The 23,589-nt window shown below is 72.1% G+C and carries 17 protein-coding genes; 5 read left to right on the forward strand and 12 right to left on the reverse strand.

Annotated elements, in window-relative coordinates; all coding sequences use genetic code 11:
* The first annotated feature begins 39 nt into the window (after positions 1-39).
* Positions 40-1,353: an MFS transporter gene (locus tag K7C20_RS15130; RefSeq protein WP_053210060.1), complete on the forward strand. Its 1,314-nt coding sequence runs from the start codon at positions 40-42 to the stop codon at positions 1,351-1,353.
* A 131-nt stretch (positions 1,354-1,484) separates the two neighbouring features.
* Here the strand turns inward: K7C20_RS15130 and K7C20_RS15135 are convergent, their stop codons facing one another.
* From K7C20_RS15135 to K7C20_RS15155, 5 genes are all read right to left on the reverse strand, one after another.
* Positions 1,485-2,534 (reverse strand): nucleoside triphosphate pyrophosphohydrolase, encoded by a 1,050-nt coding sequence (locus K7C20_RS15135; protein ID WP_078953481.1) that lies wholly within the window; start codon positions 2,532-2,534, stop codon positions 1,485-1,487.
* 187 nt (positions 2,535-2,721) lie between these two features.
* On the reverse strand, positions 2,722-3,360 hold the full coding sequence (locus tag K7C20_RS15140; RefSeq protein WP_053210061.1) for a SurA N-terminal domain-containing protein: 639 nt from the start codon (positions 3,358-3,360) through the stop codon (positions 2,722-2,724).
* Positions 3,361-3,569: 209 nt separating this feature from the next.
* Complete coding sequence (locus K7C20_RS15145; RefSeq protein ID WP_030080463.1) at positions 3,570-3,923, reverse strand: hypothetical protein; 354 nt, start codon at positions 3,921-3,923, stop codon at positions 3,570-3,572.
* Positions 3,920-5,014, reverse strand: coding sequence for a radical SAM/SPASM domain-containing protein (locus K7C20_RS15150; protein WP_107083497.1), 1,095 nt, complete (start codon positions 5,012-5,014; stop codon positions 3,920-3,922). Before K7C20_RS15150 ends, K7C20_RS15145 begins: the two co-directional genes overlap by 4 nt.
* Positions 5,015-5,255: 241 nt before the next feature.
* On the reverse strand, positions 5,256-5,498 hold the full coding sequence (locus K7C20_RS15155; protein WP_030080465.1) for a hypothetical protein: 243 nt from the start codon (positions 5,496-5,498) through the stop codon (positions 5,256-5,258).
* Positions 5,499-5,725: 227 nt separating this feature from the next.
* Between K7C20_RS15155 and K7C20_RS15160 the strand changes: the two genes are divergently transcribed.
* The 3 genes from K7C20_RS15160 (at position 5,726) to K7C20_RS15170 (ending at position 9,336) form a co-directional block, all read left to right on the forward strand.
* Entirely contained in the window at positions 5,726-6,955 is a 1,230-nt protein-coding gene (locus tag K7C20_RS15160) for a hypothetical protein (protein ID WP_245171661.1), read from the forward strand.
* Positions 6,956-7,059: 104 nt separating this feature from the next.
* The gene (locus K7C20_RS15165; protein ID WP_052414300.1) at positions 7,060-7,353 is read left to right on the forward strand and encodes an N-acetyltransferase; all 294 of its coding nucleotides are present in this window, start codon (positions 7,060-7,062) and stop codon (positions 7,351-7,353) included.
* 405 nt (positions 7,354-7,758) lie between these two features.
* Positions 7,759-9,336 carry a DUF2079 domain-containing protein gene (locus K7C20_RS15170; protein WP_030080469.1) on the forward strand — a complete coding sequence of 526 codons (1,578 nt, stop codon included), beginning with the start codon at positions 7,759-7,761 and terminating at the stop codon, positions 9,334-9,336.
* 120 nt (positions 9,337-9,456) lie between these two features.
* Here K7C20_RS15170 and K7C20_RS15175 read toward each other — a convergent pair whose 3' ends face one another.
* The 3 genes from K7C20_RS15175 to K7C20_RS15185 all read right to left on the reverse strand — a co-directional run bounded on the left by K7C20_RS15175 (position 9,457) and on the right by K7C20_RS15185 (position 14,835).
* Positions 9,457-9,807: a helix-turn-helix domain-containing protein gene (locus K7C20_RS15175; protein WP_245171664.1), complete on the reverse strand. Its 351-nt coding sequence runs from the start codon at positions 9,805-9,807 to the stop codon at positions 9,457-9,459.
* A 729-nt stretch (positions 9,808-10,536) separates the two neighbouring features.
* Positions 10,537-14,082, reverse strand: coding sequence for a transcription-repair coupling factor (mfd, locus tag K7C20_RS15180; protein ID WP_053208752.1), 3,546 nt, complete (start codon positions 14,080-14,082; stop codon positions 10,537-10,539).
* Between the two features lie 189 nt (positions 14,083-14,271).
* A complete protein-coding gene (locus K7C20_RS15185; RefSeq protein WP_160328699.1) occupies positions 14,272-14,835 on the reverse strand; it encodes a phospholipase A2 in 564 nt (187 codons plus the stop codon).
* Positions 14,836-15,240: 405 nt separating this feature from the next.
* Here K7C20_RS15185 and K7C20_RS15190 point away from each other — a divergent pair, with 405 nt between their 5' ends.
* A complete protein-coding gene (locus tag K7C20_RS15190; RefSeq protein ID WP_030088198.1) occupies positions 15,241-16,848 on the forward strand; it encodes an MDR family MFS transporter in 1,608 nt (535 codons plus the stop codon).
* Positions 16,849-16,874: 26 nt separating this feature from the next.
* Here K7C20_RS15190 and K7C20_RS15195 read toward each other — a convergent pair whose 3' ends face one another.
* The 4 genes from K7C20_RS15195 to K7C20_RS15210 form a co-directional block, all read right to left on the reverse strand.
* Complete coding sequence (locus K7C20_RS15195; protein WP_053208753.1) at positions 16,875-17,882, reverse strand: coiled-coil domain-containing protein; 1,008 nt, start codon at positions 17,880-17,882, stop codon at positions 16,875-16,877.
* 164 nt (positions 17,883-18,046) lie between these two features.
* A complete protein-coding gene (locus tag K7C20_RS15200) occupies positions 18,047-18,982 on the reverse strand; it encodes an LCP family protein (RefSeq protein ID WP_030082513.1) in 936 nt (311 codons plus the stop codon).
* A 329-nt stretch (positions 18,983-19,311) separates the two neighbouring features.
* Positions 19,312-22,296 carry an SUKH-4 family immunity protein gene (locus K7C20_RS15205; protein ID WP_053208754.1) on the reverse strand — a complete coding sequence of 995 codons (2,985 nt, stop codon included), beginning with the start codon at positions 22,294-22,296 and terminating at the stop codon, positions 19,312-19,314.
* A 5-nt stretch (positions 22,297-22,301) separates the two neighbouring features.
* Positions 22,302-23,309, reverse strand: a complete 1,008-nt coding sequence (locus K7C20_RS15210) for an HNH endonuclease (RefSeq protein ID WP_048829560.1) — start codon at positions 23,307-23,309, stop codon at positions 22,302-22,304.
* Between the last annotated feature and the right edge of the window lie 280 nt (positions 23,310-23,589).

Raw genomic sequence — 23,589 nt, forward strand, 5'->3', positions numbered from 1 at the left:
CGCCGCGGTGGCCGCGGGCGGTACAGGGGAGGTCATGTCATGGCGAGCGCGCACCTACCGGGGCCGGTCACAGAAGGCGCGGCGGACCCGCGCCCCGGGCTGGGCCGCGGCACGCTGCTGCTGATGTCGGTCGCCGCCGGACTCTCCGTCGCCGGCAACTACTTCGCCCAGCCGCTGCTGGACGTCATCGGCCGCGACCTCCAGCTGTCCGCGTCCACCGCCGCGCTGGTCGTCACCGTCGCCCAGGTCGGCTACGGCCTCGGTCTGCTGCTGCTCGTCCCGCTCGGCGATCTGCTGGAGCGGCGCCGGCTGGCCGTCACCCTGACCGCGGCGACCGCGGCCTTCCTCATCGTCACCGCGAGCGCGCCGAACGCCGCCCTCCTGCTGACCGGCACCGCCCTGACCGGCCTGACGTCGGTCGCCGCCCAGGTCGTGGTGCCCTACGCGGCGACCCTCGCGGCGCCCGCCGAGCGCGGCCGGACCGTCGGCACCGTCATGACCGGGCTGCTGCTGGGCATCCTGCTGGCCCGTACGGCCGCCGGACTCCTGGCCGAGCTGGGCGGCTGGCGCACCGTGTACTGGGTCGACGCGGCGCTGATGCTGCTGATGGCGGTGCTGCTGCGGCTCCGGCTGCCCGCGCTGCGCACCACCGCCGGGCTGCGCTATCCGGCGCTGCTGCGCTCCACGCTGGCGCTGTTCGCCCAGGAGCCGGTGCTGCGGTGGCGGGGCGCGCTGGGCGCGCTGACCTTCGCGGGCTTCAGCGTGCTGTGGACGGCGCTGGCGTTCTTGATGTCAGGACCGGCCTACGGCTGGCAGGAGTCTGCCATCGGTCTGCTGGGGCTGGTGGGCGCGGCCGGTTCACTGGCCGCCTCGGTGGGCGGGCGCCTGGCGGACCGGGGTCTGGCGCACCACGTCACCGGCGCCGCGGCATTCCTGCTGCTGGGGTCCTGGGGCCTGCTGGCGGCCGGCGGGGCGGGCGGTGCCTGGTCGCTGGCAGCGCTGGTGGCCGGGGTGATCGTGCTGGACCTGTCCGCGCAGGCGGTCCACATCAGCAACCAGAATCTGGTCTACGCGGTCCGCCCCGAGGCCCGCAACCGCCTCAACTCGGCCTATATGACCAGCTACTTCGTGGGCGGGGCGGCGGGCTCGGCCCGGACGTCCGTGGTGTGGGGCATGGCGGGCTGGGGCGGGGTGTGCGTGCTGGGTGCCGCGCTGGCCCTGGCGGTCGTGGGGCTCTGGCTCGCCGACCGGCTACGGCGCCGCCTCACGGCGGGCAGCCGCGGCGAGCGGGCACCGGCGTCCGCCGGCGAAACGGCGTCCGTCGCCGAAACGGCGGCCCCGGTCACTTCGTGACGGAGACGGTTGCGCCGGTCACTTCGTGACGGAGGCTGTGGCGCCGGTCACTTCTGACGGAGGCGGTGCACCCGGAGGCGTCAACTCCGGTGCTCCGCCCGCCCCTTACGGAAGCCCCGGCCGCACCGGCCTCAGGCCAGGCCCGGCCCTGATCCGCCGGACCGGCCCGGGGTGGCACCGCCCTCGGCGGCCACCACCGCATCCCGGTAGGCCCGCGCCGCCGCCCGCAGTGCCGCCTCCGGGTCCACGCCCTCCGCCTCGGCCCGCATGGCCAGCGCCAGCAGCTCGTACCCGATGCCCTGGCCGGCCGGGGGCGCGACATCGAGCCCCGCCGTGCGGACCCGCGAGGCGAGCTTCGCCGCCAGCGCCAGACCGGGCTGGGCCAGCGGAATGCCCTCGGTCACCGATTCGCGCTGCTTCTCCTCGGCCTTCGTCCGCAGCCAGTGCGCCTTGACGTCCTCCGGGGTCGCGGCGTCCTCCTCCCCGAAGACATGGGGATGGCGGTGGATCAGCTTCTCGACGATGCCGCCCGCGACATCGTCGAGGGAGAACGGCTCATCGGGGTCGTCCTGGGCGATCCGGGCATGGAAGACGACCTGGAGGAGAACATCGCCCAACTCCTCGCGGAGCGCCTCGCGGTCGCCCTCCTCGATGGCCTCGACCAGCTCATACGCCTCCTCGATGCCGTACTTGGCGAGGTCGCGGTGCGTACGGATGCTGCTCCAGGGGCAGGCGGCGCGGATCTGGTCCATGACCTGGACGAGGTCGAGCAGCCGGGCGCCGGGCAGGTCGTAGGAGCCGGGCAGCAGCTCCAGGTCCGGCATGGTCTCGCGGCCGGAGCCGGCCAGCCGGGCCAGGCCGTCGGTCAGCGCGCTCTCGCCGTCCGCCGAGGTCAGGACGACGGCCGTACGGGCCTCCGGCACGCAGTAGTCGACCAGTTCGCGGGCGGCGGGGGCGGCCGTCTCCACCTCGATGCCGGCCTCCCGCAGATAGGGCAGCTGCGGATGGTCCCGGTCGGCGCACAGCACCCGGTCCGCCCCGCGCAGGATCTGCCAGGCAGGCCATGACAGGAGTCCGGGGGCGACCCGGTGGCTGGTGGTGAGCAGAACCAGGCGTCCGGTGCCGGTGCCCTCGGGGCGGGCGTCGGCGCCGGTGTCGGCGGAGGAGGCGTCAGCGTTCACGCCTCGAACGTAACGCACCGCACCGACAACGCCCGGCCCCGGCCGGCAAGGGCCCGGACGCCCCCGTGATCCCCTTCGCCCACCCCGTACGGCCCGCCCCGTGAGGGCCGCCCGCTACGGGACCCCGCGCCCATGGGCCACCCCCTACGGACCGCCCCGTACGGACCGCCCCGTACGGCCCGACCTCTCAGGCCTGCTGTTTCGCGGGCTCCCGGGTGATCCACGCTTCCTTGGTCTCGCCGAGGATGACTTGGTGGTCGTCCCACTTGCCGAACCGCGGATTGACGTCGATCCCCATGGACCGGGAGGTCTTGGCCAGCGCCTGGGCGAGCTTCTGCTGCCCCTGCGGCTTGCCGCGGTCCGCACCGAGGTGCCGGGCGACGCCGTCGAGCAGCAGCTGATTGCGGACCGTGGAGTCGACCTCGTCGGGGGCGACGCCCTGCTGGAGCCACATCGCCTTCAGCCGCTCGGCGCCGCCGGCCTGCTTCTCGGCCTCGGCCCGCCACCGCTGGACGTCGCGGCGGGTGACCGTCACCCCGGCGTCCTTCGCGCCGCGGGCCAGCACCTCGTCGAAGATCATGCCGTTGAGCGTGGCCAGGCTCAGCCGCCCGGTGTTCGTGATCATCTGGCCGCCCTGCGGGGACTCGGCCTGGGCGGCGCGTACGTCCTTCACCTTCGCCTGCAGCTGCGAGACGGTGATCCGCTTCCCGTCCACGATGGCCGCGGCCCCGGGATGGGCGTCGCTGCCGCAGGCCGCGAGCAACGGGGCCGCGGCCAGCAGGGCGGCGGTGGCGGATACGGAGAGCGCTGTCCTACGGCGGAACACTTGGCCTCCCGGCAGATCGTGCGACGGAGTCTCGACCTTGGTGGATCGATGCTATGGAGTCGGCGTGGCCCAGGCCACTGCTTCGGCCAACGATCTGGGGCGGGGTCGGTTCTGCTCCCGAGCGGCGGCTCATTGCCCGCCCTCACCGGCTGCGTGCGCCCCAGCGCCAACCGGCCGGCGACGAGATCCGTCGCCGGGCCGGTCGGGGCTCAACCACCCAAGGAGTCCTTGAGGCACATACGGGCCGCGTCCACAAAGACCTCCCGCGCCTTTTTGAAACCGACCCAGTCCTGTTCTTGCTTCGTCGCCCGCCCGAGGAGCCGGATCTGCTCGATCAGGGCCAGTGCTTCCTTGTGCGGGCCGACCGGCTCAACCAAGATCCGGTTGTAGCTGTCGCGGGTCACGATGTAGGCCGCGTCCTGCGCTGCCGTGGTCTCCTCGGAGCCGGCGTATTGGCCCTCGGCCTTGCGCCAGCAGACGGACGATTCCGCGTCGGCAGCGCTGAGGAACCCTGCGTACGCATCGCGGCGGGCCAGATAGAGATCCGAGGCGGCCGTGCTCATGTCTTCTCCAAAGGCGCGGGAACAGGTGAGCGCGGCCACGCTACTCGGGAACACCCCGGATCCCACCCATGCAGCAGGTGCTTGACCTCTCCGTGTGGCTCGTCAGCAATCCGTACCTGCGATGCGCGGATTGCTGTATCGCACTGACCGTTGCGGCGACATGATCGGATCCTTGAGACGATCTGAGCCCTCGGTCGGCGTGCAGGCTGCATCTGGCGCGCAGGCGAGCTGCGGCGAGCACGTATCGAACGACGGATTGCAATCAGGAAGGCAACTCGGATCGCCGTCCGCTTCGAGGCCTTTTCGGGAAAGGCGGCAGTCAGTTCCTCGCGAGCCCCTTGCATGGGAGCCCCGTTGTAGATGTCGCGAAGGCTTTGATGGTGGACGTTGCCCACAGCCATCCAGCGCGCGAACAGCCAGGGCCAGACGTCACCTTCCGGCGAGATGGCCATCTTGTTCCGTCCGCACTGGCCGCACAGTTTCGAGATTCGCGGTGGGGAGCCGCCCGCGGCACGGCCGAACGGCCGGACCCTGTCTGTTCGGACATCCCGCATACCGATGTCAAGCAATTGCCGGCGCGACTCGTCGCCACGCTGTCCCTCCAACACCTTGATCACGCTGCCACGCATCGGGATGCCGAGAGACTTGGCCTTTTCGAGGTTGGCGAGAGTGCGACTGTGTGAGCCCCGGGCCTCGGTCACGTCATCGTGATCCTGGCTCTCGTCCGAGTAGTAACTGAAGGCCAGCCGCACATCCGGCAGCCGGAGCGCTTCCCATACCGCGTCCGAGATGAGCGTGAGGTTACTGAAGACCTCGATTCGCATGCGTCTGCTGCGAGCATGGCGAATCAGTGCCGGAAGACTCGGGTGGAGAGTGGGTTCGCCGCCGATGAACTGCACATCGCGAACGGCCATCGAGGCGAGCTCGTCGATGACCCGAAGCCAGTCCGTCTCCGTCATGGTGCCGTGGTCGCCCTGCGGAGACGAGTCCGCGTAGCAGTGACGGCACGACAGATTGCAGAAACCGGTGATCTCCAGCCATGCGAACTGTGGGGTCGGAAGCCGCCCGGGATGAGGCATCAATAAGCCCATACTTCCTGACTCCCTGGGATGTTGACCTGTGAATGGCGCCTGTCCGCTCACCACACATCGCCTGCTGCGATCCGCTCCGCCCGCGTCCGCGAAACCACCAGGACTGCGGGATCTTCAACCGGCCACTCCCGGCTCCCTGCACCCCGCAGATAGAGGACGCCCTTGCGGATGTCCGTCACCACGGCCAGACGCCCCGGGCCGCACTCGACCTCGTCGCCAACCTCAGGCGGCCGTTCAGCACTCACTTCAGGGCCTCGATCGCGTCCGGGACGGTCGTCCACTCCACACCGCCGCCCTCCGGCGAAAGCCAGGCCACCGGGGGTGTGTCCGGAACCCTGAGGACCGGCCCGAGGCGCGGTGCCGTTACGTCGGGGGCGAGTGCGCGGAAGACCCCGATGCGGCCACCATGGGCATGGTCGATCACCCATCGGCCGAGCAGAGGGTGCGAGAGGTGGCCCAGACCGAGCGCGTGCGCCTGCGTCATCGAATTCATCAAGTCCCTTCCGGAGCCAATTGACGTGAGCCGATCGCCGCACATCGGCGGCTTTGACCAGCTAACGCGGCGTCATTGGGCCGCGGTTAGTGCGATCCCATCGCTTTCTCTCCACGCTCCCTAGGGGGATTTGACCGCCTATTTACCTGACTGCCCGCTGTTCCTGGGTCTACGGTGCGGACATGCAAACCACGCGAACCCTGGTACTCACTGCGTGGATGGCAGAGCACGGCTACAGCTCCAACACGCTTGCCGACGCGGTCAATCAGGCCATCGGCGACCTCACCGGCAGGCTCGGAGGGCTGGACGGTTCGTCGGTGCGGGACTGGAAGGCGGGCCGCGTCCGGTGGCCGAAGTCCGCCACGCGGACCGCGCTCGAGCAAGTCACTGGCTTGCCGGCCGCCGCTTTGGGGTTCGTGCCCCGGGGCCGCGTCGCATCCGCCTCGGCTCCGCCGCAGGAGGATCCCGTGAACCGCCGCAGCCTTCTCACCGCCACCGTGGCCACCACCGCACTCCCCCTCCCCGTCGCCACGGCACCGCACCGTGTGGGGGCCTCCGACGTCACCCGGCTGCGGGGCAAATTCGCCGATGTCGTGGCCGGTGACCACCAGCACGGCGGCATTCGCGGCATCGAAAGCCGCGCCCTCGACCTCTCCGCCGAAGCCGTCGACCTGCAGGGCCGCGGATCCACCAGCCAGCGCGTACGCAGTCAGCTCTACGCGGTGGCCGCCGCCTTCACATCGAGCGCGATGTGGGCAGCGATCGACGGGCGTCGCTTCGATGCGGCGCGACACCACCACGAGCGGGCGGCGAGCCTGGCCGCCATGTCAGGCGATCAGACGATCCAGTTCCGTATTTGGTCCCACGCGGGAAGTCTGTACCGCCACATGGGCCGTCCATCGGACGCTCTCGCCGCCAACGATGTTGCGCGGGCCCTGCCCGTCACCCGGCGTGACCCGCTGTTCGCGGCCCTCGGGCACGCCCGGCATGCAGCCATCCACGGCCTGGCCGGCAACAGGTCTGCGGTGGAACGCACCATCGGTCACGCTCAAGACGCGGCCGACCGCGCCGACCCGCATGCCCACCGACCCGTATGGATGACCGCGGTTTGCGACCAAGCGGAACTCGCCGAACTCGCTCTCTCCGCTTACCTCAGTCTCGGCGACTTCGAACGGGCCGAAGCGCAGGCACACCGCAGCCTGACCCTGCTCCGTCCCTCCATGCAGCGCGACCGCGCCCTCGTCACCGCCCCGCTCGCCCAGGCCCAATTAGGGCAAGAGGAGGTGGAACCCGCCATGGCCACGGCGATGGGCGTCCCGCTCAATGTCGTGAGACATCCACGCGTGGCTGGCATCCTCGCCGCTTTCGGCTCCGGCCTGCGAGAGTTCTCACCACACAGCTCGCACACCCGCGCCTGGACGCAATACCAGCGGGAGGTACTGACGTGACCGCTACCTCGGCAGCAAATCCGAGGGAAAGGTAGCGGCGCCCATGAGGGCGGGAAACTGCTCGGCTATGCCTACTGCCGCCGACCGACCGTTGGTGGGCTCGCATGGCCATACCCGCCCCCGTCGTGTACACGGCGGTGCCCGCGGTCGCGGTGAAGGAGATCGGGGTCATCCAGTCATGGCGGGGCAAGGGCCTAGCGCGCCGCATCCACGATGAACTACTGGCTACGAGGAAGGAACCGTACGCGACGCTGATGGTGAACCCGGCCGCCGGCGACGGGAAGGTTCAGAGGCTGTACGAGGGATGGGGATACACGGTCATCGGAAACGTACAGCCGTCGCCGGAGTCACCGGTCTTGGCGTGTATGGCCCGCCCTGTACGCAATCAGCAGCACTGATCTGCGGGGAGGGTGGGTCTTCGACTCACAGCTTGCCGATGGCGCTCTACAGACCATGGGCGCCATCTGCTCAGCGGCCCGCGGCATTACTTCAGATCCACCACGAAGGGTGGCGACAAGAGCGGCCAGCCCTTCGGCCCGGGGGATCGCTGGTGACGGCACCGGCATCGAGGTGCCCACAGTCCACCGCCCTACCGAAGGCTTATAACGACATCGCTCTCCACAGCACCGGCCCGGAACCGCGACTTACGCGGTCCCGGGCCGCCCGCATTCCCGCCCCGGGAACGGACCGCCCCGCGCCGGCGTCTGACCCACTGCCACCCCCGCCGTCTCAGCGCAGCGGCCGCCGGGCCGTCCGGGGAGCTGCTTCGAGTATCTTTTCGACACTGGAGAGTGAGGATCCGCATGGACACGGCCGCAGTAACGGCCGGGGGTGCCCCCGGACGGATTCTTGGGGAGAACGTCGGCGCCGTACCCCCGCCCCGGACCGCCGGCCCGGCCGGTGCCGTGCCACCGCCGCGGTCCGCCACCCCGCCCGGCGACGAGGCCGCGACCACCGTCGCGCCACCGCCGGAGCGGCCCGGACGCCTGCGGCGCACCGCGCAGCGCCTGCGGACCCGGACGGCTCCCCTGCGTGCTCCTCGCCTCGACCCGTACTGGACGGCGGGGTTCTTCTTCGTCGCCTTCGCGCTGCTGTCCCTCTACCGCTTCCGCACCCTGTCCACGTCCTCCTGGGACCTGGGTATCTTCGAGCAGGCCATACGGGGCTACGCCCACTTCGGGGCCCCGATCGTCGACCTCAAGGGGCCCGGCACCAACATCCTCGGCGACCACTTCAGTCCCGTACTGGTCGTGCTCGCTCCTCTCTACCGGCTGTTCCCCTCTTCCCTGACCCTGCTGATCGCGCAGGCCGCGCTCTTCGCGCTGTCCGCGATACCGGTCACCCGCGCCGCCGCCCGCCGCCTGGGCCGCCTCCCGGGCCTCGCGATCGGTGTCGCCTACGGCACGTCCTGGGGCGTGCAGAAGGCCGTCGACTTCGACTTCCACGAGATCGCCTTCGCGCTGCCGCTGATCGCCTTCGCGCTCGAAGCGGTGCTGCGCGGACGGTGGACCGCGGTGGTGTGCTGGGCCGCGCCGCTGGTGCTGGTCAAGGAGGACCTCGGGGTGACCGCGGCCGTCATCGGGGCGCTCGCCCTGCTACGGACCCGGCGGGCCAGCCCGTTGGCCATCGGGCTGGTCGCCTTCGGCATCACCGCCACCGCCGTCACTCTCGGCGTGCTCATACCGGGGTTCAACGGCTCCGGCTCGTACGACTACTGGAGCAAGTTCGGCGCGGACGGCGGCGGCCTCACCATTCCCCTCGACACGGCCATACGCACCACGCTGTGGGTCCTGCTGCCCACCACCGGTCTGCTCGCGCTGCGTTCCCCTCTGCTGCTGGTGGCGCTGCCCACCCTGGGGTGGCGCTTCCTGTCCCACGAGCCGCACTACTGGGGCATCGACTGGCACTACAACGCCGTCCTGATGCCGGTGGTCTTCCTCGCGCTGATCGACGCCCTGCCGAAGGCCCGGGTCTCCGCCCGCCCCTGGCTGCGCTCGTACGCCCACCATCTGCCGGCCGCCGTCGTGGCCGTGGCCCTCGCGCTGACCACCACGCTTCCGCTGGCCCGCCTCACCGAAAGCGCCACCTACCGCACCCCGCCGGACGCCACCGCCGCCGAGAAGCTGCTGGACCGGATACCCGACGGTGCGAGCGTGGAGTCCGACATCCGGCCGCTGAGCCGCCTCACCGGGCGTACCCGGGTCTTCTGGACCGGTGACACCGGCGGGCTGTCGCCGGACTACGTCGCCGTGCAACTGCGCGACAACCGCACCCCGCGGCAGGCACTGGCGGACGCCACCGCCCGCCATCCCAAGTCCACTTACGTCGTCCTCGGCGGCGCCGCCGACCTCCTCGTCCTGCACCGGACCTCCGCGCGCTGACCACCGGCGGTGCCGCGCACGCGGGCCGGGTGGCGGGCCGGGCGCCCGCGCCGAGCGCCACCGCCCCGAGGGCAGTTGCCCTCAGGGACGGCACAGCGTGCTCTTTGTCCGGTTGTCCGGCTATGCGGCGGACACCACGCCATGGGACGGCGAGCCGGCCGCGGGGCTCCACCGGCAGCTCGGCGACGGGCACAACTGGTGGTGGTAGAGGGCGGAGATCATGGCGGCCTGCAAGCGGGAGCTCTGGCCGGTCTTGATCAGGATGCGTGAGATATGCGCTTTGACCGTCCGCTCGGAGATCTTCAGCCGCCGGGACAGCTCGCCGTTGGACGGGCCGCCCCCGAGGAGCAGGAGCACCTGCTTCTCGCGGTCGGTCAACCGGCTGAGATCCACCGGGCCTTCGAGCGGGCCGTCGTCCGATCCCTGATAGGGACAGGGCATACCGTCCCGTGCGCGCATGGACGTCTTCATTGCTTTCCCCCTGGTCCGGGCCCGCAAGGGTGAACACATCCCGGGCGGACCCTGCTTGCACGGTCAGCGGTCGGACACCGTCCCCCGGTCCCGGGTACCGGCCCGTCCCACTGCCGCTGCCGAATGCCTGTGTGCCGTCACACAGGCCCCTTCGGTGGGAGCATCCCCTCCCTTCCCCTATGGCGCCGGGGACACGAACTCGAGCGGTCCACCGGCTCCCCGACGCCCCCGCGCCGTTCGGCCCACGCTTCCCTCCGCCGCACTCGGCCCCCCGTTGCTACCACCGTCACATCCGTCGAAGCCGCCCGCATGAGTACCCGTACCTAGTTCGCGAGCCCCCTTCGCGCCCTCAGCACACACCCGTTGACCTGCGATGACGAATGGTTTGACGAGGCATCATTCGCCAACTGCGCACGATGGTGACGCATACTCAGAAACTGCCGGACATCAGCGGAAGAACCGACGGAAACCCGAGCATCGCCGCCCCCTTTTCCGCGCAGGGGGCGGCGTCCGGCTTCCGTGCGAACCGTCCGCGTCATGCCCTCAATTCTCACAGCGACCACTGACAATCGGACGTGGCCGCGCACCCCCGCCGGCCCTCCCCGTCAGGCGCAGACCCACCGGCCCGCCCCGCCGGACAACCACCGGCCCGCCCGCCCCGCCGGACGCACGCTCACCGGCCCGCCCGCCCCGCCGAGGGACGGGAGGGACGGGAGGGACGGACGACCGCTACGACCCGAGGACCGTGGCCAGGAACTCCCCCACCCACGACAGCAGTTCGCGGCCGACCAGCGGCTTGCCGCCGATCTTGCCGGTGGCCGGGCGCGGCACCAGGATCTGCCGGGTGGCCGGCTTGAGGACCGTACGGGGGTACAGCCGCTTGAGGCGCAGCTCCTGGGACTCGCGCAACTCCACCGGACCGAAGCGGACGTTGGAGCCCTGAAGGGTGATGTCCGAGACGCCGCAGGAGCGGGCCAGCATGCGCAGACCGGCGACCAGCAGCAGATTCTCGACCGGCTCGGGCAGCTTGCCGTAGCGGTCGACCAGTTCCTCGCGGACCGCCGCGATGTCCTCCTCCGAGGAGGCGGAGGCGATGGCGCGGTAGGCCTGGAGGCGCAGCCGCTCGCCGGGGGCGTAGTCGTGCGGGACATGGGCGTCCACGGGGAGCTCGATCTTGACTTCGAGCGGGGGCTCCTCCTCCACGCCGCCTTCCAGGGAGGCGCGGTAGTCGGCGACCGCCTCGCCCACCATCCGTACGTAGAGATCGAAGCCGACGCCGGCGATATGGCCGGACTGTTCACCGCCGAGGAGGTTGCCCGCGCCGCGGATCTCCAGGTCCTTCATGGCGACGTACATGCCCGCACCCATCTCGGTGTGCTGGGCGATGGTCGCCAGCCGCTCGTGCGCGGTCTCGGTCAGCGGCTTCTCCGGCGGGTAGAGGAAGTAGGCGTAGCCGCGCTCGCGGCCACGGCCCACCCGCCCGCGCAGCTGGTGGAGCTGGGAGAGGCCGAAGTTGTCGCCGCGCTCGACGATCAGGGTGTTGGCGTTGGAGATGTCGATGCCCGATTCGACGATCGTCGTCGAGACCAGGACGTCGAACTTCTTCTCCCAGAAGTCGACGACGACCTGCTCCAGCTGGGACTCGCCCATCTGTCCGTGGGCGGTCTGGATACGGGCCTCGGGGACGATCTCGCGGAGCCGGGCGGCGGCCCGGTCGATGGACTCCACCCGGTTGTGGATGTAGAAGACCTGGCCCTCGCGCAGGAGTTCACGGCGGATGGCGGCGCCGATCTGCTTCTGCTCGTACGGCCCGACGAAGGTCAGGACCGGGTGGCGCTCCTCGGGCGGGGTGGTGATCGTGGACATCTCGCGGATGCCCGTCACCGCCATCTCCAGGGTGCGGGGGATGGGGGTGGCGGACATGGTGAGGACGTCGACGTTGGCGCGGAGCTTCTTCAGCTGCTCCTTGTGCTCGACGCCGAACCGCTGCTCCTCGTCGACGATGACCAGGCCCAGGTCCTTGAACTTGGTCTCGGAGGAGAAGAGGCGGTGGGTGCCGATGACGAGGTCGACGGAGCCGTCCCGCAGCCCTTCGAGGACGGCCTTGGCCTCGGTGTCGGTCTGGAAGCGGGAGAGCGCCCGGACGTTGACCGGGAACTGGCCGTAGCGCTCGGAGAACGTGCCGAAGTGCTGCTGGACGAGGAGGGTGGTCGGGACCAGGACCGCCACCTGCTTGCCGTCCTGGACGGCCTTGAAGGCGGCACGGACCGCGATCTCGGTCTTGCCGTAGCCGACGTCGCCGCAGATCAGGCGGTCCATGGGGACCGACTTCTGCATGTCCTCCTTGACCTCGGCGATGGTGGTGAGCTGGTCGGGCGTCTCCGCGTACGGGAAGGCGTCCTCCAGCTCGCGCTGCCAGGGGGTGTCCGGGCCGAAGGTGTGGCCGGGTGCCGCCATCCGCGCGGAGTACAGCTTGATGAGGTCGGCGGCGATCTCCTTGACGGCCTTCTTGGCGCGCGCCTTGGTCTTGGTCCAGTCGGCGCCGCCGAGCCGGTGCAGGGTGGGGGCCTCGCCGCCCACGTACTTGGTGACCTGCTCCAGCTGGTCGGTGGGGATGTAGAGGCGGTCGCCGGGCTGGCCGCGCTTGGCGGGGGCGTACTCGACGAGGAGGTATTCGCGGGTGGCGCCCTGGACCGTGCGCTGCACCATCTCGATGTAGCGGCCCACGCCGTGCTGCTCGTGGACGATGAAGTCGCCCGCTTCGAGGGTGAGCGGGTCGATGGTCTTGCGGCGGCGGGCCGGCATCCGGGCGCCGTCCTTGCCGGCCGCCTTCTGGCCGGAGAGGTCGGTCTCGGTGAGGACGGCGAGCTTGAGCGACGGGTCGATGAAGCCGTTGTCGAGGGAGCTGCAGGAGACATGGACGACGGACGGGGAGATCTCGGCGAGGTCGGCGTCCAGGCGGGCGGGGATGCCCTCGCCGCCGAGGACCTCGACCGTACGGGCCGCCGGGCCGTGGCCCTCGGTGAGGAACAGCGTGCGCCAGCCGTCCGCCACCCACTGCTTGGTGTCGGCCAGTGCCCGCTGGGTGTCACCGCGGTAGGTGTCGGGGGCATGCATGCCCAGCTTGAGGGTGTCGCCGCCCGTCGCCAGCTCCTCATCGGCCGCGAAGGGGCTGACCGACCACCACATCATCCCCAGCTCGCGCGCCCGGTCCCGGACGTCCGCGAGGCCCCACAGGGAGGCCGCGCCCACATCGATCGGCGCCGCTCCCCCGCCGGCGCTGGCCGCCCAGGACGCCTGGAGGAACTCCTGGCTGGTCGCCACCAGGTCGGCGGCCCGGGTGCGTACCCGCTCCGGGTCGCACACCACCGTCATGCTCCCGGCCGGCAGCACGTCCAGCAGCAGCTCCATGTCGTCCACCAGGACCGGAGCCAGCGACTCCATGCCCTCGACGGCGATCCCCTCGGCGATCTTGCCGAGCAGTTCGCCCAGCTCGGGATGCTGCTCGGCGAGCGCGGCGGCCCGCTGCCGCACCTCGTCGGTCAGCAGCAGCTCACGGCACGGCGGCGCCCACAGGCCGTGTTCGGCGACCTCCAGGGACCGCTGGTCGGCGACCTTGAAGTAGCGGATCTCCTCGACGTCGTCGCCCCAGAACTCCACCCGCAGGGGGTGCTCCTCGGTCGGCGGGAAGACATCCAGGATGCCGCCGCGGACCGCGAACTCGCCGCGCTTCTCGACCAGCTCGACGCGCGCGTACGCGGCCGCCGCCAGGCCGTCGACGATCTCTTCGAGGTCGGCGCTCTGGCCGGTGCGCAGACTGACGGGATCCAGCTCACCCAGGCCCTTGACCTGCGGCTGGAGCACGGAGCGGATGGGGGCGACGACGACGGAGACGGGCCCGGCGGTGGGGTCGTCCTGGCGCGGGTGGGCGAGCCGGCGCAGCACCGCGAGGCGCCGGCCGACGGTGTCCGAGCGCGGGGAGAGCCGCTCGTGCGGCAACGTCTCCCAGGACGGGAACTCCACGACGGAGTTGTCCTCGCCGGCCGGCACGAGGCTGCGCAGCGTGGCGGCGAGGTCCTCCGCCTCCCGGCCGGTGGCGGTCACCGCGAGCACCGGGCGGCCGGCCTCCCGGGCGAGCGCGGCGACCGCGAGCGGGCGGGCGGCCGGCGGCCCGACCAGGTCCACATGCGGCCGGTTCCCGTCGGTCGCGGCCTGGAGCGCTTCGGCGAGCGCCGGGTCCCGTACGACGGCGTCGAGCAGACCAGTCAGGCTCATCAGAAGGTTCCGTCCCAGCGAGGCGAACAACGCAGCAGCCCGACACGTCTCACGGGCCGGGGTTGCCAAGCGTACGCCCGCCCGCCACCCGGACGGGCCGGCAACCCGGGACGGCCCCGGCGCGCCGGAAAGCGTGCGCCGGGGCCGCGCTCCCGGCCCCGGCACGCCGTCAGCCGCGAGCGGCGGAGATCAGCCGGCGACCCTGACCGCGGCGTAGTACTTGTTCGCGGTCTTGAGGCAGGCGGCCTTCATCTTCTTGCGCATCGCCGGGGTGAGCGGGTCGGCCCAGGGCTTGTACTGGCAGGCCTTGCGCATGTCCTGGAGGAATACGTCATCGATACGCTTCTTGTGGTCCCTGCGCCAGGCCGGCTTCCCCACAATTGTTTTGTAATTGCGGTAACCGAAGTCGTGGCGGTGGCAGGAGTAGGTGAAGTCGTAGCCGCCCGGAAGCTTCTCCGGCGAGCTGTTGCAGCCGTTGGTGCTCCAGTTGAACCGGAAGTAGTTCGAGCCCGAGCGGTACAGCCCGAGGTACTTGAACCAGGCGTCCTGGGACGCCTGCCCCTTGCTGGTCAGCGACTTCAGCTTCTTGAGCCGGTACGCCGCGCCGACCGCGGGACCGGCCACGTCCGCCTGCTGCACCACACGGGACGGTCCGGTCCCGACCGCCTTTGCCGGCGCCGCGGCGAGCGCGGGTGCCGCCGTCCCCAGAGCGAGGACACCGGCCAGTACGACACCTCCGAAAGAGGTCCGCATCGTGTTCACTTGTTTCCCTTCCCCGATTTCATGCTGTATCGGAAGCCGAATCCGAAATCGGCTCCGGGAGGGAAAATAGCGCGACACCGTGGCGTGGAAGAGGGAATTACAGGGAATGCCCGCGCATATCCTCAAGGGAACCTCAAAGTCCGCAACCACGGACATGGTGAATTCATACCGGACTCGCTCGCTATGTCCGGATGCGACCGGCGCCCAAATGGGGGCGAATGCTCACAGCACCCTCCCCTGCGGCCACCCCTGTGACGTGGGACACTTCTTGCCTCACGGACACCAACGGGACGAGCCCCAGGGTCAGTTGCCCCGCGCCGGGCCCGGAAACGCGGTTCCGCGACCCGCCTCCCGCATGGAAGGGTGCACGATACAAGGACCTGCGGAGGGGGAACGGTGAGCAACAGCGCGCGACCTACCGGCCACAGCGAGCGCGATGCCCTGCGACCGGCGGGCCCGGCACCCGCGGACCCGCGGCGCCGCCCCGTCATCGCCGCCCTCATGCTCGGCATGGCGCTGGCCGCGCTCGACTCGACGATCATCGCCACCGCCATCCCGCAGATCGTCGGGGACCTCGGCGGCTTCGCGGTCTTCTCCTGGCTCTTCTCCGGCTATCTGCTGGCCGTCACCGTCACCCTGCCGGTCTACGGCAAGCTCTCCGACACCTTCGGCCGCAAGCCCATCCTGATCACCGGCATCGTGCTCTTCCTCGCCGGCTCACTGGCCTGCGCGGGCGCCTGGAACATGGCCTCGCTGATCGCCTTCCGCGTGGTCCAGGGCCTGGGCGGCGGCGCCCTCCAGGGCACCGTCCAGACCATCGCCGCCGACCTCTACCCGATGAAGGAACGCCCCAAGATCCAGGCCAGGCTCTCCAGCGTCTGGGCCACTTCGTCGGTGGCCGGACCCGCGCTGGGCGGGCTGCTCGCCGCCTACGCCGACTGGCGGTGGATCTTCCTGGTCAATGTGCCGGTGGGGGCGGTGGCGCTCTGGCTGATCGTGCGGTACTTCACCGAGGCGGAACGCCGGCAGGAAGGTCCCCGGGCCCGCCGCCCCCGCGTCGACTGGCCCGGCGCGCTGGCGATCTTCGCCTGTGGCGGGCTGCTGCTGACCGCCCTGGTCCAGGGCGGTGTGGCCTGGCCGTGGTTCTCCGCGCCGTCGCTGCTGCTGCTCGGCGGCAGCGCACTGTGCGCCACGCTCACCGTGCTGATCGAGCGCCGCGCCGCGGAACCGATCATCCCCGGCTGGGTCTGGCGCCGCCGCACCATCTCCGCCGTCAACGTCGCCCTCGGCGCCCTGGGCCTGCTGATGGTCGCCCCGACCGTGTTCCTGCCCACCTACGCGCAGTCCGTACTGGGCCTGGGGCCGACGGCCGCCGGCTTCGTGCTCTCCGTCATGACCCTGAGCTGGCCGGTCTCGGCCGCCCTGAGCAGCCATGTCTACAACCGCCTCGGGATCCGCACCTGCGCGGTGCTCGGCATCGGCGCGGCCGGCCTGATCCTGCTCGCCTTCCCCCTGCTGCCCTACCCCGGCGCCGCCTGGCAGCCCGCCCTGATCATGCTGGCGCTCGGCGCGGCACTCGGTCTCTTCCAGCTCCCGCTGATCATCGGCGTCCAGTCCTCGGTCGGCTACGCCGAGCGCGGCACCGCCACCGCCTCCATACTCTTCTGCCGGCAGGTCGGCCAGTCCCTCGGCGCCGCGCTCTTCGGCGCCCTCGCCAACGCCACCCTCAACGACCGCCTCGCCCACGCCCCTTCGGACATCCGCCCCGGCCTGCCCGGCGACCTGGACGCGGTCTCGCACACCCTCCAGCACCCCGGCGCCCTCACCGCCCACGCCACCGACTACCTCCGCCGCGCCGTCGACACCACGGTCGACCACGTCTACCTCGGCGCCGCCGCGGCCGCCGCGCTCGCGCTGGCGGCGCTGTTGCTGCTGGCCCCGCGGCACTTCCCGGTACATACGGATGCCCGCGCCGCGGGCGAGGGCGAGCCGGCCGGGAAGTAGCCGGCCGGCGCGAGGAGTCCGCGCGGTCAGCCGCCAGCGACGCCGCCCCCACGGGGCACCTGCGTCTCCAGGGTGTCCTCCTCGTCGGGGCCGGCAGAGCCGGAGTCCCGTCCGCCGCCCCGCGCCCCCGCGGCGTCCCCGCCGTCCCCCTCCGCCACGGGCGCCTTCCCGGTGAGCACCGCCAGGCTGTTGCGTACATGGGTCATATGGACGCGGGCCTCTTCGCGCTCCGCGTCGTGGGTGCGCAGGATCCGCTCCGTGGCCCGCTCGATGCGTTCCACCTCCGCCCGCGCCTGGGCCAGCAGCCCGGCGGCGCGGTCCTCGGCGTCCTCCTGACGGTGCCGGGCGGCCTCTTCGGCCTCCGCGTACAGCGTCCGGGCGTCGGCGCGAACGGCCTTCCCGCGGGCGTCCAGCTCCGCGACGCGCCGGTCCGTCTCCGCCTCCATCGCCGCGAGTTCCCGCGCGGCCGCGTCACCCTCCTCCGCCTGCCGCTGCTCCTGTTCACGCAGCAGCTGCGCGGTGCGCCGGCGTACCTCCGCCAGCCCCTCGGCCGCCTCGCTCCGCAGCCGCTCGGCGTCCTCGGCCGCCACGGCCGCCAGCTCCGTGGCCTCGCCGCGGGCCGCCGCCTCCGTACGCCGGGCCCGCGTGTCCGCCTCGGCGCGCACCGCGTACGCCGCCCGCTCGGCCGCGTCCCGCACCTCGTCCGCATGGGCGGCGGCCGCGTCACGGGCCTGCCCGGCCGCCTGCTCCGCCTCGGTCCGCAGCCGGGCCGCCTCGGACTCCGCGGTCGTCAGGATCAGCCGTGCCTCGCGGCCCAGCGACTCGTACGTCTGCGGCGGCTGCTGCGCCAGATAGGCGCGCAGCTGTTCGAGTTCGGCCGCCATCTCGTTGGACAGGACGGTGAGCCGTGCGGCGCGCTCCCAGCAGGAGTCGCGGTCGACCGAGAGCCCCGTGACCCGGCGGTCCACATCCTCCGGCCGGTAGCCACGCCCTCGTACGACCTCGAACCCATGAGGCGAAACCGATGCACTCATCCCTCAAGCCCCTCTCCGCCGCGCACAGCAGTCGCGCGACCCGCAGCGTTCCGCGTCGTTTCGCATGATTCCGTGCAGCCCTGTGCAGTTACGCGCACTTCCCGGGGATCGTGCCGAAGCCGCACCATCGCGACACTCCGCCCAACCCACCCCACAAGGATGCGTTATTTATCGCCAGAAGTCGGAATCCGATCATCGTTGCGCAGCGCCTGGAACAACCGCCTCGCCCCGGGTTCGTCCCACCGCAGCACCGACCCGACGCCGCCCACCATCACCCCGGGCCGCATCACCGGAACCGTCGTCGCCGTCCCGCCGCCCCCGGCGATCTGCTTCATCGACCAGCCCATATCCAGCACCCGCGCCATGTCCGCACCGTCGTCCACGGTCAGCGCCGCCAGCGAGGTGTCCAGCACCCGCTTCAGCCGGGACGGGTCGAGGTACACGTCCGGCGATGCCATCTCGTCGGCAACCGCACCGAGCAATTGCCGCTGGCGCTTCACCCGTCCGAGGTCACCGTCGGGGTCGGTGTACCGGGCCCGTACGTACGCCAGCGCCTGGGTGCCGTTCATCTCCCGGCAGCCCGCCGGGAAGTCCGCCCCCGACTTCTCGTCCCGCAGCGGCTTGTCCAGACACAGCCGCACACCGTCCAGCGCGTCCACGACCTGCACGAACCCCAGGAAGTTCACCTCGGCATAGCGGTCGATCCGCAGCCCGGTCGCCTGCTCCACCGTTCGGGTGAGCAGCTTCGGCCCGCCGTCCGCATACGCCTCGTTGATCTTCCGGCTGCCGTGGCCCGGTATCGGTACGTAGCTGTCGCGCGGCAGGCTGACCAGCGAGGGCCCGTGATCGCCGTAGTGCAGCACCATGATCGTGTCGGTGTTCCGCACCCGGTTGTTGCCGACGTGCAGGTCCCTGCGCTGCTGCGGGGTCAGCGTGCTACGGCTGTCCGAGCCGACCAGCAGCCAGTTCGTGCCCTTGCCCGCGGCCGGCCGGCCCGCGTAGTCCGCCAGCGCATCCATGTGCCGCAGCTGCCGGTCCGCCGAGACATACAGCCAGGCCCCGACCGCGACCACGGCGACGACCAGCACCAGCAGCGTCACCAGGAGCCAGACCAGCCACCTCCACCGCCGCCGGGGCGGGCCCGGACCGCGCAGCGACCTGGCCGACCGCTGCCGGTGCCACCAGCGCGGACGCTGCGCCCGGTACAGCGCCGTCGTCGACGACGACTGCGACAACGGGGGTATCGGACGGCCCATATACGCATGGTCGGGGCACCCGCCCCGTCGCGCCTGTCGAGCGCCCCGGCCCGCTCGCTACGCCAGGGTCCGGCCGGGTCCGCTCCACCGCGGGCCCGGCCGTGATCCGCCAAAGGGGCCCCAAGGCGCGTCTTCCGACTCGGCCGGGCCCGGGGCGCTCCGGACGGCGCGCCCTACAGCAGCCCGTCCCACATCTGCTCCAGCAGCACCGACCACCAGGTCTCCGGCGAACCCAGCGCCGGCGCGTCCAGGGCCACCAGCTGCGCCTGGAAGTCGACGGTCCAACGGCCCGCCTGCTCGGGCGTCAGCCCGTACCGCAGCCGCCACATCCGCCCCAGCATCGCCAGACAGCGCGCAAACTCCGGCAGCCCGGAGTTCACGAACTGCGGTGTCGCCGGCGCTCCGCCCGGCCCGGCCTCCATCGGCACCGCCACGATGTGCGCGGTCCCGAACTGCACACACAGCTGACGGCCGAAGTCGTTGCCCATCACCAGATACGAACCGGCATCCGACGCCGGCTGCACCATCCGCTCCGCCGCCAGCTCCGCCAGCGTCGGCACCGGACGGCCCGGCTGCGCCTGCGCCCAGAAGAACGGCCCGAAGTCGACCGGCAGCCCGGCCCACACCAGCGTCTGCGCCACCACATCGGGCACGCCGTGCCGGGAGACCGCCCGCTGGTCGAAACGGAAGAGGCCCTGCGGCCCGAACGCCTGCTCCAGCTCCTGCCCGATCGCCTGCGGCGGCACCGGTGGCACCGGCTGCACCTGCGACGGATGCGGCAACGGCACCCGCACCGGCGCCGGCCGCGCCGGACCGTCCGCGACCTGGTGCAACTCGCCCTGATGCTCGACGAGATGCCGTACGCCCTGCTGCCTCGAGGCGTGGTCCCTGCCGTACGCGGCGGTGTGGCTGATCCGCACCTGCGGCCAGTTGTCCCGGATCATCCGGGCGCAGTAGCCACCCGGCAGATCACAGCACTCCAGCTCCGTGTGCAGCTCCAGCACCTGCTGCGGCGGGATGTTCATCGCGCGCAGCTCATGCAGCAGCTGCCACTCCGGATGCGGCGTACCGGGCGCCGAACGACGCACGATCTTCTGCTCGGAGCCGTCCGGCGCGCGATAGCTCAGCACGGCCATATAGCCCGGACCGACGGTCGGCTGACCGCTCGGCGCCTGCGGATAGCCGTACGCACCACCGCCGCCGGGGCCCGGCACACCGGGGCCCTGCGCACCGGGCGGGCCCGGCGGAGGCCCGGGAGGGGCGGGCTGACCGGGCGGGACGCCGGGGCCGGACGCCGGCGGCACCCCGGGTACGCCCGGCGCACCGGGGCCGCCGGGACCACCCGGGCCGTTCCCGGACAGCGCCGCGCCATCGGCGAGCATCGTCGCCGCGGCATGCACCCCGCCACCACCCGCGGCGGGCGGGGCGGGCGGTGCGGAGGGCGGAGGCGGACCGTCCTGGCCGCCGGAGCCCCGGCCGCCCGCGGACGCGCCGAGCCTGCCGGGCGGGCCGGGCGGGCCGGGCGGCTTGGGCGCACCAGGCGGGCCGGGCGGCTTGGGCGCACCGGGCGGGCCGGGCGGCGGGGGCACACCGGGGCCGCCGGCAGCGCCGCCCGGCCCGTTGCCGCCCGCAAGACCGGCCTGGAGGGAGGCGCCGTCGGCGAGCATCGTCGCGGCGGCATGAACCCCACCGCCGCCCGGACCGCCGGCACCGGGGGAACCCGTGCCGCCGGAAGCAGAACCGGAACCGGAAGCACCGGCACCAGCACCGGTCCCTTCGGAACCACCGGCCTCACCCGTCCCGCCCGGCCCGTCGACCGCGCTGAGATCCAGATCCGCCGCATCCAGCTGCGAGACCATCTGCGTCGGCACATAACCACCGGCCGGCGCACCGGACGCACCGGGGCCGGACGCCGCGAGCCCGCCGGGCGGGCGCACCTCGGCCTTACCCGTCTCGGCCTGGGCGGCCTGCGCGGGATCCTGCGCCGCACCGGAACGGCCCGCACCGGGAGGACCGGGCGCGCCGGGAGGCGGGGGCGGTCCCGCCGCGGCGTTCCCGGGCAGCGACGAACCGTCCGCCAGCATCGTCGCGGCGGCATGCACCCCACCGCCCGCGGGCGGTGCGGGCGGCATACCGGGGGCGGGTACGCCGGGCCCGTCCGCGGCGGGCGCACCGGCACCCGGCGGAGGCGGCACATCGGCGACCGGCGGCCCGGACGGCGGCGGCAGATCCGGCAGCCCCGCGGCAGGCGGTGCAGCAGGCGGCGCGGGAGGCATCGGGGGCGGCAGCGGAGCACCAGCGGGCCCGCCGGCCGGACGTGCCTGACCGGCCGGACCACCGTCGGGCCCGGCCCCCTCCGGCAGATCCAGCGCGGGCGCGACCTGTGTACGCGGCAACTGACTGCCGCCGTGCAGCAGTTCGGTCTTGGCCTCCGGCCGGGCCCGCGGCGTCGAAGGGGTGTCGTCCTCCTCGTCGAAACCGGCCAGCGGCGGCGCGAAGACCGTCGCGGGCAGCCCCACCGACCGGTCCTCGCCACCCGCGCCGGCCGTCGTGTCCGTCCCGGCCCACGGCATCGGCGCCCCGGAACCGGCACCCGCTCCCGGGGCCGCCTCCTCGCCGGGCCCGGTGGCCCCGCCCTCGGTGCCGTTGACACTCACCTCGGCCCAGGCGTCCGAGGCCGACGGCGCGGCAGCAGGCGCAGGCGCACCCGGCGGAGATGCCGCCGGGGCCTCGCCGGCGGTCCCCACGGCCCCCGCGCTCCCGGCCCCTCGCCGGTCCGCTGCGCCGATCCCGTCCGCCGCCTCCTGCAACCACTCCGGCGGCGTCAGCAGAAACGACGTGGCCTCCAGATCGATCCGCTGCGCAGGCGCCTCGGACGCGCCGTACCCGCCGTCCGCGGGAGCGCCGTACACCTCCTCGTACCGGCGGATCACCTCACCCACCGGCAGCCCCGGCCACAGCGTCGTCTCCCCGCTGTCCCGCGCGATCACCATCCGGGCCCGGCCGCCGTCCGTCGACGGTCCGCCCTCCCGGTCCTCGGCCCAGGCCACGAAGCCCAGATCGAACTCCCGCACCCGCACCTCTCGATGGAGCGGCACCGGCACCTCGCCGTTCACCCACCGCTCCGCGCGCTCCTGCGCCTGCGCGAACGTCACCACCGTGCTCAGCCCCCCACCGCAACCGCGTACGCAAAACCGCCGTCGACCATCAAGTTCGCCACGGTGTCCAGCTCCGGCGGATTGCCCGCCAGCCGCTGGAGGAACTCATCGAAATCCGCACCGCACGGCAACAGCAGCCGCTCCACCCGCTCCTGCACCGTCCATCCGTCCTGATCCCGCGCATCGTCGTACGGGCAGAACCACACCGAGCCGAGCGCCTCGCCGCGCACCTTCACCGCGACCACACCGCCCTGCACGAACACCACGCCCAGATAGTCCTTGGTGAAGTGGTCCCGCAGACACTTGTTCACATAGACCAGATCGTTGACCGCGGCGTCATCGCGCACCGTGAAGAACGGCTGGTCGACCAGCAGCCCCAACTCCGCGTCCAGCGCCGCGCCCACCGGCGCACAGCCGCCCGCCGCCTTCAGGAACGACCGGTAGGCACCCGGCAGCCGATAGCCCAGCACCTCCTCGGCCTGCGCCACCTGCTCCTCACCCACCGACAGATCACGGTGCGGGAGCCCGAAGTGCACCGGCCGCGTCTCCTGCAACGGGCGGGTACCGCGCCTGTCGTGCGCCACCGCGGCCGTCGCCAGCCCGCCGTGATGGCGCAACAGCGCCTTCACCTCGACCGGAATGAGCTCCATCCGGCGCGTACCGGCCACGTGATGCCAGGTCCAGCCGTGCGGCGTCGCCACCGGCGGCACATCTATCCACAGCTCGTGCCCCTGCGCGTGCAGGGCCGCATTCGCCGACACATAGTCCGTCAGCCGCAGCTCGTCGACGCCGAACCCCTCCGGCGGCTCGGCGATCTCCGCCGCGGCGCGCGCATACGGCGAGAACTCCGGGAAACCGTGTTCGTCCATGCGCACTCCGGCGGGATACCGCGTGGCGCGGACCGGGTCCGGAAAATGCACGACCTGCCCGGCATAGGCCGAATTAGGTGGGGCGGCATCTCCCGCCGCCCGGGGGCCGGGGAGTGCCCCCAGCCCTTGCCGACCTGTCGTCATCGCGGTTGCCCCCTGGCTGAAGCTGGCTTTGGGGCACAGCCTATGCCGTACCGCAACACCCGCCCCCGCCCGCCCGCCCCCGCACGTCAGCCCCGCGACACACCGGCGTCACCCACCGCCGCACCACCCCCGAGCCCCCCGCGCACCACCCCGCCGACCAGCCCCGTTCCGCCCCGGCCGACGGCCCGTCAGCTCACCGTGAGATCGCCGACAGGCCGCCCGACTACCGCAACGCCCAGCACATTTGGCAGGCTGACCCTCCCCCACCTACGGCGGGGAG

Origin of the sequence: Streptomyces decoyicus, from assembly GCF_019880305.1 — a bacterium.
Lineage (GTDB): Bacteria > Actinomycetota > Actinomycetes > Streptomycetales > Streptomycetaceae > Streptomyces > Streptomyces decoyicus.